Source organism: Alphaproteobacteria bacterium GM7ARS4 (genome assembly GCA_014332745.1).
In the GTDB taxonomy this organism is placed as follows: domain Bacteria; phylum Pseudomonadota; class Alphaproteobacteria; order GM7ARS4; family GM7ARS4; genus GM7ARS4.
Genome location: JACONL010000003.1, coordinates 1 through 14,034, shown reverse-complemented (window position 1 = coordinate 14,034; position 14,034 = coordinate 1). Strand labels below are relative to the sequence as shown.

10 protein-coding genes and 1 tRNA gene are annotated in these 14,034 nt (G+C 51.0%); 8 read left to right on the top strand and 3 right to left on the bottom strand.

The features are described from left to right. The coding region (locus GDA54_03595) for a DUF262 domain-containing protein (protein ID MBC6497389.1) at positions 1-1,545 on the top strand (1,545 nt) is incomplete at its 5' end. 27 nt (positions 1,546-1,572) lie between these two features. On the opposite strand, the gene GDA54_03590 is transcribed toward GDA54_03595, so the two are convergent. Further along, positions 1,573-1,646: transfer RNA gene (locus tag GDA54_03590), tRNA-Met, on the bottom strand. Between the two features lie 139 nt (positions 1,647-1,785). On the opposite strand from GDA54_03590, the gene GDA54_03585 reads away from it, so the two are divergent. After that, positions 1,786-3,225 (top strand): DASS family sodium-coupled anion symporter, encoded by a 1,440-nt coding sequence (locus GDA54_03585; protein MBC6497388.1) that lies wholly within the window; start codon positions 1,786-1,788, stop codon positions 3,223-3,225. 5 nt (positions 3,226-3,230) lie between these two features. Here the strand turns inward: GDA54_03585 and galE are convergent, their stop codons facing one another. Next, positions 3,231-4,274, bottom strand: a complete 1,044-nt coding sequence (galE, locus tag GDA54_03580; protein ID MBC6497387.1) for a UDP-glucose 4-epimerase GalE — start codon at positions 4,272-4,274, stop codon at positions 3,231-3,233. Between the two features lie 14 nt (positions 4,275-4,288). Between galE and GDA54_03575 the strand changes: the two genes are divergently transcribed. From GDA54_03575 to GDA54_03550, 6 genes are read left to right on the top strand one after another with little or no spacing between them, the layout of a single operon-like run. Further along, on the top strand, positions 4,289-5,734 hold the full coding sequence (locus GDA54_03575; GenBank protein ID MBC6497386.1) for a glycosyltransferase family 2 protein: 1,446 nt from the start codon (positions 4,289-4,291) through the stop codon (positions 5,732-5,734). Between the two features lie 12 nt (positions 5,735-5,746). Then, the gene (locus GDA54_03570) at positions 5,747-7,657 is read left to right on the top strand and encodes a glycosyltransferase family 2 protein (protein MBC6497385.1); all 1,911 of its coding nucleotides are present in this window, start codon (positions 5,747-5,749) and stop codon (positions 7,655-7,657) included. Between the two features lie 7 nt (positions 7,658-7,664). After that, positions 7,665-10,019, top strand: coding sequence for a glycosyltransferase (locus GDA54_03565; GenBank protein MBC6497384.1), 2,355 nt, complete (start codon positions 7,665-7,667; stop codon positions 10,017-10,019). A gap of 47 nt (positions 10,020-10,066) precedes the next feature. Continuing rightward, complete coding sequence (locus GDA54_03560; GenBank protein MBC6497383.1) at positions 10,067-11,092, top strand: glycosyltransferase; 1,026 nt, start codon at positions 10,067-10,069, stop codon at positions 11,090-11,092. Then, the gene (locus GDA54_03555; GenBank protein MBC6497382.1) at positions 11,070-12,179 is read left to right on the top strand and encodes a glycosyltransferase family 2 protein; all 1,110 of its coding nucleotides are present in this window, start codon (positions 11,070-11,072) and stop codon (positions 12,177-12,179) included. The genes GDA54_03560 and GDA54_03555 overlap by 23 nt, the downstream gene beginning before the upstream one ends. A 23-nt stretch (positions 12,180-12,202) precedes the next feature. Continuing rightward, the gene (locus tag GDA54_03550; protein MBC6497381.1) at positions 12,203-13,381 is read left to right on the top strand and encodes a glycosyltransferase; all 1,179 of its coding nucleotides are present in this window, start codon (positions 12,203-12,205) and stop codon (positions 13,379-13,381) included. On the opposite strand, the gene GDA54_03545 is transcribed toward GDA54_03550, so the two are convergent. Next, a partial coding sequence (locus GDA54_03545) for a glycosyltransferase (GenBank protein MBC6497380.1) occupies positions 13,372-14,034 on the bottom strand: 663 nt, incomplete at its 5' end. The genes GDA54_03550 and GDA54_03545 overlap by 10 nt on opposite strands.

Sequence of the window (14,034 nt, the reverse complement as noted above, 5' to 3'; positions counted from 1 at the left end):
GAAGGGGACAATGTCGAACGTTTCCAATTTTATGAGTTCATAAAAGACTACAAGAAAGACGAAAAACACAATACACCAGCATCCCTCTCGGGGCGTCGGCATGTCACGGCCATATTGGACGGACAACAGCGTCTCACCGCCATGTACATGGCACTGACGGGAAGCTATACGTCCACAAAATACCCAAAAAAGCTTCATTTAAATATCTTTCAGAAAGCCGAAGAGGAGGACTTAAAATACGACTTCCAATTTCTCACGGATAAAGAGGCAGAAAAAAAGAACAAAGAAGATGATGTCTATTGGTTTAGGTGCGAAGACATCATGCCTCTCAAAAAAGGTAAGGATGTGTCACGCTTTCTCAAGGACAACGTATACCCCGACCTTCAAGAGAAAAGCAAGCAAGACTTTGCCCATGACACATTGCATGATTTCTGTGATGCCATCCATGCTAATAAAATAATCAATTATTATCAAGAAGAGAGTCAAGATTTAGAGAAAGTACTCCAGATATTCATCCGCGCCAATAGTGGCGGCACCAAGCTAAGCTACTCTGATTTGCTCTTTTCCATGACGGTGGCGCAGTGGAAGGAAAGAGACGCACGGGAGACTATCTTGAAATTTGTCGATGACATCAATGGCACAGGGCGCGGATTCGACATCAATAAAGATGTCGTCCTTAAGAATTGTCTCGTCCTTGCCGATTATACAAAGGTCGCTTTCAAAGTCACGAATTTTAACGAAAAAATGGAAAAAATCGAAGAGGAGTGGGATAACACGTCATCCGCCCTACAAACAGCCATTACACTCGTGGCACGTTACGGCTATGAAGGGAAAAGCTTCGCATCCAAAAACGCCATCATCCCTATCTCCTACTTCATCTACAGAAATAAACTCGATGAAAACACACTCCTTTCACCCAAGCAAGCACAGAATAGGAAAGACATCATGGGATGGTTGGCGCGTGCCCTTCATAAAGCCTTCTTTTCTTTTCACTTCGACAACGAGTATCCAATTTTGTGCGAACTCATAGATACCCATAAGGGACGCTTCCCCTTACAAGAGATGATTGAAAAATATCGAGGTAAGACGAAGACACTCTCTTTCAGTGAGGACGATATTGATAGTATCTTGGAGTCGCAATACGGAAAAAAAACAACCTATAGCGTTCTCACCCTCCTCTATCTCGGTTTGGGTGAGGGGTTTGTGTATGAGCAAGACCATATTCACCCTCGAGCATCCTTTACAAAGACATCCATGAGAAAACAGGGATTTTCTGACGAACAGATAGAGGCGTTTAATAAACAGAAAGATAGCATGGCCAATTTACAACTCCTAGAAAAGAAATTGCACGTATTCAAAGGTAATAAGGCTTTCGACACATGGTTAAATGAAGAATACCCAGCAAAAGAGAAGAGAGAGGATTTTTTGAGACGAAATTTTATCGACAGCGAGCAGTCGTTGGCCTTCAAGGATTTCCCTGAATTCATCAAAGCCCGCCGTCAGCTCTTGAAAGGCGAACTCAAACGTATTCTGGGCGTGACATAGGCATAGGGGTAGCCTCACGATGATGGGTTGCGGGGGCAGGATTCGAACCTGCGACCTTCAGGTTATGAGCCTAACGAGCTACCAGACTGCTCCACCCCGCGCCAATGATACAACAACCCATCGTCCCCCTTCTATACCCCTATCCATCCCTCAATGCAAGCCATCCAATAACCCCCCCTCACCCTCAACGATAGAGACACATAACACCATCATTCCCCTTAGCATTCCCTTTGTCATCACATGTCTCACACAAAAACAATCGGGCTTATCCTCGGTCCCCTTATCATGGGCGCGCTGTTGCTGATACCGCCCTTTCCCGCCTTCACACCCCTCTCTATGACAGCCCTCGCCCTCACAGCATTGATGGCATGCTGGTGGGTCAGCGAAGCCATCCCTATCGCCGCCACATCGCTCCTGCCCGCCTTGCTCGCCCCGCTCCTTGGACTCCTCACCCTCCATGAAGCACTCGACGCCTACGCCCACCCCGTCATCTACTTGCTCGTCGGCGGCGCCCTCGTCGCCCGCGCCGTACAAAATACCCAACTGCACCGCTATTTCGCCTTGACACTCCTCGCAAAAAGTCGCCCCTCACTGCCCCACATCGTCCTCATGTTCATGGTCATGACAGCCCTCCTCAGCATGGTCATCAGCAACACAGCCGCTACCGCCCTCATGCTCCCCATCGCCCTCTATGTCATCCAACGCCTACAAAGCAATGCCCATCACCAACCCTTTGCTAAAGCATTAATCTTGGGACTCGCCTATGCTGCCAGTATCGGTGGCACCGCAACCCTCATCGGCACGCCACCAAATGCCCTCACCGCCGCCTATCTTGCTGACCATAAAGGCATCGATATCGGCTTCGCCCAATGGCTCGTCATCGGCATGCCACTCGCCACCATCATGCTCCCATGCGCATGGGTCAGCCTCACACGACTGACATATCCCGTCCCCACAGCCTCGTCTGATACGTCCCTCCAGAGCCTCACACGCGCCCTCACCAATGAACGCCATACGCTCGGCCCCTTCACAAAGGCACAACGTAGCGTCTTTGTCGTCTTCCTCGCTATGGTCGTCCTGTGGATGATACGCCCCATCCTCAATACCTATCCCGCACTCACCCACGTGAGCGACGCCGCCATCGCCCTGCTCGCCGCGCTCAGCCTCTTTGTCCTCTCACACATCGCCCATCGACATGACACACCCCCCCTCACAAAAGAGGATATTAAACAACTCCCATGGGACGTCCTCCTCCTCTTCGGCGGCGGACTCTGCCTTGCCGCCGTCATGGCAAAAAGCGGACTCGTAACCTCCCTCGCCACAAGCTTCGAAGGACTGCACATGATCCCCCTCATCATCCTCGTCCTCGCCATCACCCTTATCACCCTGTTTCTTACAGAACTCAACTCCAATACAGCCACCATCGCCACCTTCCTCCCCCTCCTGACAGCCCTTGCCGCCGCCTCACAGAACGATGTCCTCACGCTGGTCCTCCCCGCAACCTTCGCCGCAAGCTGCGCCTTTATGCTCCCCGTCGCAACACCGCCAAACGCCGTCGCTTACGCATCCAACGTCATCAACATCGAGGATATGATGCGCGCTGGCTTCATCCTCAATATCATCGCCGCCATCATCATCACCCTCCTCACAACCACCATCGCCACCAGCCTGAAACTCTGAGGCCCCTAAGCCGTCACGCCCCGAGACGCACGCATGCGCGTCTCCCAACGCCAACCATCTCTCACGATCGAATCCAATGTCGTATAACGCGCCTCAAACCCTATGACATCGCGCGCCCGAGAAACATCACCAAAAATACACGGAGGATCACCAGCGCGCCGACCCTCCTCAACAACGACAAACTCCTTGCCAGACACACGACGCACCGACGCTATGACATCCCTCACAGAAAAGCCCCTGCCAACACCGATATTCATAATGTCACTTCTCCCACCCTTCTCTAAATAGGATAACACCAAAAGATGCGCACGCGCAACATCCCACACATGAACATAGTCACGAACAGCCGTCCCATCCTCTGTCTCGTAATCCGTGCCAAAAAGAGCAACATGGGAACGCATGCCTATGGCACACTCCAATGCCGACTTTATCAACGTCGTCGCCGAACGCTTCCTATCGCCAGCGCGCATGGAAGGGTCAGCGCCACCAACATTGAAATAACGCAACACAACATAGGCAAAGGAAGCACCACCAGCATGCTCCATACCCGCAAGAGAAACATCCGACCCCGCACAAGAGGCGCGCAGTAACGCCTCCCCGTCTACCTTAGAAACAGCATACGGACTGATAGGCCCCAAAGGCGTCTCCTCAGAAAAAGGAACAGACGCACCCTCGTCATACACGGTAGAGGTCGAAGAAAAAACAATGAACGGAACACCATGACGACACACCATCTCGATCACGCGCCTTGTCCCCTCCACATTAATGTCGTGACAACGCTGGGGATCAGCAACCGACTCGGGAACGCTCGCTACCGCCGCCGCATGGATAACACTCTCAATCTTGTGGCTCGCAAAAACACTATCTAAAAAAACCTCATCACGAATATCACCCTCTAACAAAGGAATATCACGCGGCAACCCATGGCGATGACCTGTGGACAAATTATCAACAACAATGACATCCCGCCCCTCGTCACGCAGAGCAAGCACAATATGCGAACCGACATAGCCCGCTCCTCCCGTCACTAAATGCTTACCTTTTGCCATAAAAATATCCTATAGTGAAGCACCCCCCTTATGTCGACACCCCCGCCATCAACAATACTATACGACAATGTCGTAACCTTCACAGGAAAAAATATCGTCATCATCGTGGAACAATGAGCCAACAAAAACCCTCACAAAAACCTAAAGTCTCGGTTATCACAGCAACCTATAATCGCGCCCACCTCCTGCCTGTTACCGTCCTCAGCATAAGACAGCAAACATTCACAGAGTGGGAAATGCTCCTCCTCGATGATGGAAGCACAGACACAACACAAGACGTCATACAAAAACTCTGCGCACAAGAGCCACGCATACGCCCCTTTAGGCAAGAACGTAATCGAGGCGCCGCCTCACGCAACACCCTCTTTCGACAAGCAAGAGGCGACTATATCGCCTTCCAAGATGATGACGATATATCCCTGCCACAACGACTGCAAAAACAAGTCGATTTTCTCGACCAACATCCACGCTATGACCTCGTCAGCCCATGGATGGCAAACTTTCGCGAAAACGGATTTATCGACCACGTCAATAAAACACGATTCACATCCTTCGCGAACAAACCGCCACCCCTGTCCGCTATCGCCACAGGCTACACGCTATCATCCCCATGCCTGATGATGAGACGAAAAATTATCGATACCCTCACCATGCGCCACTTCTTCCCTGTCGCCGAAGATTTCGACTTCCTCCTCAGGGCCATGGAACAATTCAATCTCACCCATATGCCTGAGATTCTCTATCATTACCGACTGGGCGATACCCGCCATAAAACCCTCAGCACCTCACGACACGCCACCCATCGCGCCTATAGCTATCACATCATGGCATGGACATGCGCCTTTCACCGACGACAAGGGTGGAAAGAACCCATCCACAAAGCGACCCACCTCGATGAAGCCGTGGCACAGATTCATCCCCAATTCCAAAAGCTGGCGAAAAAAAGTCTCGAGGAATTTTATCGGTTCTTCTTCCAAAATCTCACCCATTATCCCTCCACCGATGACCTACGTCACGTCCTCTTCTTTTTGCAAAGAGTGGGCGGCGAAACAGCATTATACAGACTCATACAAGAGATTTTCCTAGAAACACGTAACGCCAACGACATGGAAGAGACATGCCACGCCATACGCCCTCTCGCCCATCAACCCTTTTTCCCAAGCCATCACGCTATACGCTCTATCCCGCCCAAACGATGGCGCCAAGCCTTACGAGCAAGCATCCATAAAAGCCCCCACCATGTCGCCTTCGATATTGCCCTGATGCGCCATACCCGCCCAACCGCCTTGCGTGTCGCCCTCTTGCCTGTTATCCTGTCTTGCCTCTTCACAAAAAAAGGAAGGGCATCCCTTCACATCCTCCTCAAACACGTCATCGGCATGCCACAACATCCCGCCCACGCGACAGATGAACGCATGAAACGCCTCCTAGACACATTCTACGCGCCAACATCACCATAAGATAGCCAAGCCATGCGCCAACATACCCCACACGTGAGCGTCATTATCACCACCTATAACCGCGCCGAACGGCTGCCACGCTCTCTCCAGAGTATCTTGTGCCAGACATTCCAAGATTTCGAAGTCATCATCGTCGACGACGGAAGCACCGATAACACAGCAGACGTGAGCCACGCACTCGCTCAAAAGGACCAACGCATACGCTATCTCCGCCACGAAAAAAATAAAGGAATCGCCTCAGCGCGCAATACAGGATGTGCCAACGCCCAAGGATACTATATCGCCTTCCAAGATGATGACGACATATCCCTCCCCACACGCCTAGAAAAACAAATCGACTTCCTCAAAACACACAAAGACGTCGACGCCGTCATCCCATGGACAAGAGTCTTTAGCAGTCACGGCTTCCTCTTTCAGAGAGATCACCCTCTCCATATAGAAAAAAAGCCACCTACGCCAGTGGAAAAAATCCTCGGCATGCACCTCCCCCCAGCGGCTATCTTGGCACGCACAACGATGTACCAGAGATTCCCCTTCCGCCCTTTCTTTACCTCCGCCGAAGATTATGATTGCTTCCTCAGGTGGGTCGGGCATTACAAAATAACCCACTTACCAGAAGTCCTGTACCAATACAACATCGCCGACCAAGACCATAAGACCTTGACGACAGGAAGCACAAGACAAATCGACACATGGAAAAACCACTGCCTCGCTTGGATGGCCGCCTTCCACCGACAGAATCAGTGGCACGACCCCATCGACAAAGCAACCTCCATAGCCGATGCCCTCAACAATATCCACCCCGATTTTGCTCACAAAGCCCAGCACGCCATCCAAACGTTCCTCATCCGTGAACTGGCAGAAAAACTCCTCGCACAACCCTTGCTTGGCCTGTATCAACCCACCATCGATTTTGCATATCAATTCGGCGGCGGACAAGCCTGTGCCTCCATGGTGAGGCATCTCCGCCATCAAACCAGATTGGGCATGCTAGGACTATCACCCCAAACCGTAGAAAAAACATATCACACCATCGACACCATCGCACAAAAATATCATCTCGTCCTCAAAGACCATAAGAAGAGCATCATCACGGATGGTGGTGTCACTGACCTCTCTGTCCACGGCATCGGCAGATCCGTCAGGGAAGGAGCATTCACCGAAGCCTTCACAGCGATTCTCTATCTCGAACGATTACACCATGATAAGGAAGAGACAACCCTTATCCTCAAACAAATCCCTTATGGAGATTGGCAAAAAATCCTGACAGCGACCGTCGACAGAGAAGAATGCGATATGTTCTTCGCATGTCTCGACCTCCTTAAGAAGTATTGTCCCCGAACACAACAAAGGCATGCCCTCATGCGCTATGCTGTCGTCCCCCACCTCTGGGCGCAAATGATGATCCTCTGCCTAGAGCGCGCATACCATCACCGACTCTCTACATGCATCGACATGCTCAATTGGTGCTATCCCAAAGGAACGACCAGAAGACACATCCTCGATGATGTGCGCGCTCATACACCACGCATAAAACTCCACACGGCATGGACGCACATCTTGGAAGAATGCATCACCGACCATATCATCACACGATTACAGAACCATGTGTTGTTCCTCAACGAGATGTATGGCGAAAAGCGCATCGTAGAACATATGCTCCGCCATATCCATGTCAAAAAATGGAAAACAGGCCTCCATTATTGTATAAAGGAAAAGCACCTCGCTGGTTTTAGGACAATCCTCACATTATCGCTCACCATCAAAGGGAGTCTCAGCATGCTGGCCGTCAGTCATAAAATTATCTTCGCATGCATACGCACAGGGAGAATTGTCTTTCTCTTCGATTTCATACGCCTCATGCTCCTCGCCCCCTTCACATCCCACAGGGCTGATGCTCCCCTCCTTGATATGATACAATGATACACGCATGTCCTCCCATCCACCTCCCCTTATCAGTGTCGTAACGCCCACATATAATCGCTCCCGTCTCCTCACATCCGCTATCGAGAGCATTCAACAACAGACATTCACCAATTGGGAACTTATCATCATCGATGATGCCAGTAGCGACGAGACGGACGCTGTCGTGCGCGCCATGCTCAAAAAAGATGCGCGTCTCCGCTATTACCGACAGGAACAAAATCAGGGACCAGCAGCCGCACGAAACAGAGCCTTCCATCTGGCACAAGGCTCTTTTATCGCCTTCCAAGATGATGACGATATATCGATGCCGCATCGCCTCAAAACACAAATCGATGTCTTTCGACATAACCCCGCCTTAGACCTTATCGCACCCTACCTACAATGCCTGAAGGGAGACACCCTCACCCCGCAAAGACTGGGAACGGACTTCGCCTCCTTTGCTCGCGCTCCCGTGCCTGTTGCTGACCTCGCATGCATGCCCTTTCCCGCCCCAGCCCTCATGGGGCGTAAAAATATATTCTTCGAAGTCCCGTTGCGCCCCTTCTTCCCCGTCGCCGAAGATTACGACTTTATCATACGCTGTGTCCCCCACTTTAATATTACCACCATCCCCGACGTCCTCTACCAGTATCGGGTCGCCAGTGATACCCATCGCTCGATCACAACAAGCGCGGATCGCGCTCTTGTTGTCCTCAAATACCACTATGCCGCATGGGTCTCGGCCTATTGTGTCGCCATAGGACAGCCAGATCCCGTCAAAAACGCCCTCAATGTCGATGATGTCTTGCAACAGGCACGAACATCCCTTCTCAAAGCGCCACGACAAGCAAAGGATGTCCTGCACCATAAGTATGGAAACGACCATCTCGATACAGCATGCTATGCCCGTGATAAGGAAGGCATCGCCCATATCCTAGAATTCTTACAAAGATATACAACGGCAAAAGATTACGGACATATCCTCGCCCACTATGCTCTGAGACGGGGCGATAAAGCGCCTCAAGCCCTCCTGTCACTCACGGAAGCAAAAAAAGACGCCTTCCCCCTCCCCCTCCTCTCATGGCTCGCGCTCTTTCGCACGCTGACAGCCCATGCCATCAAACATAAGAATAAGGCACTCTTCCTAGAGATACTCAAAAAACTTGGGCCCATGCGTGGCGGCGTCCGCGCACTTATCCTGAGCATGCTGAACGTGATACGCCGCCTCTCTCAGTACGCCATCACAGGGATAAGGTGGCTCTTATCTTCAACAGGTATCATCAAAAAGCCACTGACGCCTAAAGTGAGCGTTATCATGCCAACCTATAATCGAGCCCATCTCTTACCAGACGCCATCAAAAGCCTCCATAAACAAACCATGCGTGATTGGGAACTTATCATCATTGATGATAACAGCCATGACAAGACGCGCCATGTCGTCTTCGAATTCATGAAACATGACTCACGCATACGCTATCTTCGCACCAGTCGCAATAGCGGACCCGCCATCGCACGCAATATGGGAATCCAAGCGGCGCGCGGGCGCTATATCGCCCTACAAGATGATGATGATCTCTCCCTGCCACAACGCCTCAAAACACAAGCCAACGTCATGGAGCGTGATAGCACAGTCGATATTGTCGCCACACTCATGGCAGAATTTAACGATGACACGGTCACCCCAAACCCATATGGAAAAGGATGGGCATCACAAGCCCACGCCCTCCCCCCCATCCATCAACGCACATCCTTCGTCCAAGTGTGTATCGGCACCATCATGGGACGACGCCACGTGTTCAAAGAGACGCCCCTACGCCCCTTCTTTCGCCTCAACGAAGATTACGATTTCTTTATGCGGTGTATCGAGAAATATAATGCGGTGACAATCCCAAAAACACTCTATCACTATCGCAAACAAAGCGCGCACTCGCCCATCGCACAGAGAACACAACAGCGCAACTTTATCCAACTCCATAAATACCACTGGCTTGTGTGGATTTCTGCCCTCCACCGCCACCACGCATGGACAGACCCCATGGACACAGCACAGACCCTGAACGATGTGGCGCGCGCGCTCCATCCTGAGTATGAACGCCACGCATCACGCAATTTCTGTGAGCTCGCCTCAGGGTTTAGCGATAATCTGATACGATACGGCTCGCATGACGATTTTCAAGATGCTCTTGATTTCACAACATGCTTTGGCAATGAACAGACAGAACGCCATCTCGTTGCCGACATTCTCACGAAGGCACGCTCATATCCCACGAAACAACAAGACATCTATCATACACTTATCAACATCTACGGCGATAAAAGACAAGACATCACAGCGGTGATAGAACGCTATGCGCCACAGAAAATCGCGTCCATGCCATGAGGGCAGCGCACCACCACAAGCCTAAAGCGCCCAGCGTAAGTGTCGTGATGACCACGTATAACCGCGCCTCCCTGCTCCAACAGGCGATAACAAGCATTCAGCGTCAGACACTCCAAGATTGGGAACTCGTGATTGTTGATGATGCCAGTCATGACAACACCCCTCAATTGCTCGAACGGCTCGAAAAACAAGACGGGCGTCTCCGTGTCTATCGCCATAAAGAGAATAAAGGACCAGCAACAGCGCGCAATACGGGAGTCCGCCATGCGCAAGGGCGCTATATCGCCCTCCATGATGATGACGACATATCCCTCTCCCAACGCCTACAAACCCAAGCCGATGTTCTCGATGCGCAGCCCCATATCGATATGGTTGTCCCCGCCCTCCAATGTATGACAAGGGACACACCCATCTCGACCATCCTCAAAACAGACTTTGTCTCCAGTCCAACGTCGCCGCCGTCTCTTGTCACCCTTGCCGACATGCCTTTCCCCTTTCCCGCCCTCATGGGACGCCAAGAGCTCTTCCATAAGATCCCCATGCGCCCCTTTTTCGCCTTTGCCGAAGATTATGACTTTGTCTTACGTTGCATACGGTATTATCATATCGAGACAATTGACGATGTGCTCTATTATTACAGGATTGCCGATGACAAACGTCACACCATGAGCACATCGTCACACACCCTGTATCAACAATGGATTTACCAATATCTTAGCTGGGCATCGGCATGCCACCATCACTATGGCTGGGAAGACCCCATCGACCATAGCAAAACCATCGAAGAGGCGCGACAAAAAATCCATCCGCAATTCGCGCACAAAGCCCAACAAGGCATTAAAAAACTCGTCAAAGGCTTCTTACACAACATGATTAAACGACAAACACCCCAAGAGTTTAGGCATAACCTGACAAAAGTCCTCCATGTCATACAGGACAAAAAATACTTTTTCTCTATCAGTCATAAAATCATCTTTCAATGCCTCCTTAAGGGACATCGTCTTCACCTCTCTTCTTTCCTTCATTTTCTCCTTTTGACAAACAAAGCCCATGATACCTCACGCCTATCCTGACACCCGTCCCGACGCCTGTCCCGACGCCCATCCCGACGTCAGTGTTATTTTGAATACCTATAATCGCGCCTCCCTGCTTCGACAGGCGATAAAAAGCATTCAGCGTCAGACGCTCCAAGATTGGGAACTCATTATTGTTGATGACGCCAGTCATGACAGCACCCCTCAATTGCTCGAACGGCTCAAAAAACAAGATGGGCGTCTCCGTGTCTATCGCCACAAAGAGAATAAAGGATTGGCAACAGCGCGCAATACAGGAGTCCGCCATGCGCGAGGACGCTATATCGCCCTCCATGATGATGACGATACCTCCATGCCACATCGCCTACAAACCCAAGTCGATATTCTCGATACGCACCCCCACATCGACATGGTCAGCACATGGCTCACATCCCATCAAGGCGGGGGAAAGAAGGGCATAGGACAGAAACGCATGTCCCGCCATTTCACCCCCGATAGCCTCCCCCCTATGGACACCCTGACATGCATGCCTCTCCCATCACCCCCCCTCATGGGGCGCCGCCATGTGTTCCAAGACACACGCATGCGTCCTTTTTTCAAAAAGGCTGAGGATTATGACTTCATCCTCCGTTGCGTCGAACGCTATCACATCTATATCATTCCACGTATCCTGTACCAATGGCGGACAGCAAGCCATAGCCACGAGACCATGAGCACAAGTGGAAAAAATCTCTTATGCCTCTGGAAGTATCATTGCGCCGCATGGATGTCCGCCTATGATAGACGCCGCCACCGCCATGATACCATCGATACCCATAGGCATATTGATAGCTATCTAGAGTCGAAGGCAGAGGATTTTCTCGCCTTACCGAAGACTATCAAGAAACAGCTGTTATGCCGTTTCTGTAGACGTTGCCTCCACCATGCCTTACGCCATAAGGGTCTTGAGGAGTATCAAGAGGCTTTGTGCCTGTTGAAAACGTTGGGCGGGGCAAGGAGCGTCAACGCCATCGCCCCAAAAATCCTCTTTGCATGTTTTCGAAGGTGGCAACCCCGTTATGCTCTCCCGCTCCTATCGATGTATCTACAGCTGCAAGGCAGAGCCTCCGCCTCATCGGTGCTATAAACCCCTGTCGTTGTCTTCTCCATATGCATATCGCCATCATTCCTCCTTTCCTTGCCCATCAATATGAAAAACGTCGTTTCGCCTCTGGCTCTTTCTTTTGGCAACAGGCATCGGCCCTGCAAGAACACAACCAGTGGCATGTCAGTATCCTCTATCCAAAAGCTTATGGGGTCGTAAAAATGGGACGTCTCTTGCCATGGAAGCGAGAGCACAAAGTCCTCAAAAAAGATGGTGTCGAACTATGGTATGGCTACACACCCTATCTTATAAAATATCCTTTCTACCCATGCTATGTGAGGAACACCCTCGCCCGCCTGTTCAAAGCTTATATCCAACGCCATGGCATACCCGATGTCCTATGGATACAAAGCAGTAACGCCAATCATCCTATCACCCGCGCCGCCATCGCCATCGCCGAAACATATCAACGCCCCTTCTTCGCCGTGGAACATACCTCCATCGCCTCTTTACACAAAGACAGCTACGCCTTAAACGCCATAGGCAAAAAATCTCTCTTCCTCGCCACCGTCAGCTCCCTCATGAGCCACACGCTCAAAACCATGACAAAGGACGATAACGCCCATTTCTTGATTTTGCCCAATTGCCTCTCCCGCGCCTACGCCATAGACAAAAAACCCTCCACAAAATTCAAACGTTTCACATTCCACAACACAAGCTACCTCAGGACAGGAAAAAACCCTCACATGATCATTAAAGCCTTTGCCCGCTTCCAACAGGACATACCAGAGAGTCAACTCATCTTTGTCGGTGATGGGCCACAGCGCGCCCATATGGAGACGCTCATCGACCATTACCAATTGCGCGACCATTGCTTCATCCTTGGCTTTATCGAAAACGCCCATATCCTACGCCGCTATGTAGAGCGCGCCCACGTCTTCGTCACCGCCACATCTTATGAAACATTCCATATCGCCCTCATCGAAGCACTGGCATGCGGTCTCCCCTGTATCAGCACCCCGCACGGCATCGCCACTGAGATGCTGGATACATCATGCGGCCTGCTCATCGAACAAGGGACAGAAAACGCCCTCTATGACGCCATGCGCGCACTCCATAAAAATTATGCGCGCTATGACGCACAGACAATTCGTCAAAAAGCGCTAAAACACTATGCGCCTTCCGTGTTTGCTCAACGTATCACAACGCTCCTCGAAGGTCACGGCATCAAGACTCACCCATAACGCCGCCAATAATCGATAACCCACGGGGCAGCGCGTCTGTAACGATGGAGCCCCCACCCCCAAAACCCCGCATGCATTGCCTCCATCGGGTCGGGCTTGCCATGAAAGACGATAATACGCGCACCCACCGGCAAACGAGGATAGGTGACGTAACATAGGGGAAAGTCGCGCACACAATCCCTCTTGAAACTACAGCATAAACCATTGCGCCAATAGCCAAGACGCCCGACATGGTGTGTCAAAAAACGTTGCTCATTACGAAATTGGCGAAAAGCCGCCTCTTTATCCGCTAAAAAACGAGCAACAACATGGGCATGCTCACCAATCCTATAGGCATACACAGAAGAATTGCCAACACAGGCACGAGACACAAAAAGACGCTGATACAAAGACACCCAATCACGAATGATTGTCATCTTATGATCTGAGCGAAAAAAGACATCCAAAGAGCCCACAACCATGACGTCAATATCTAAAAAGAGAGTCATCCCCTCGATGTCGTAGAGCGTCTCACCCAGTGTCGCCAATTTTTGCCAGCCGCCATGGTGAAGACGTGACGGCTCTAAACCTAAATCGGGAATAGGAAACGTCTCGATGTCGCTATGAAGACCCGCACGCTCATCCGTCAGACAAATAAAGCGATGGGGAAGGGA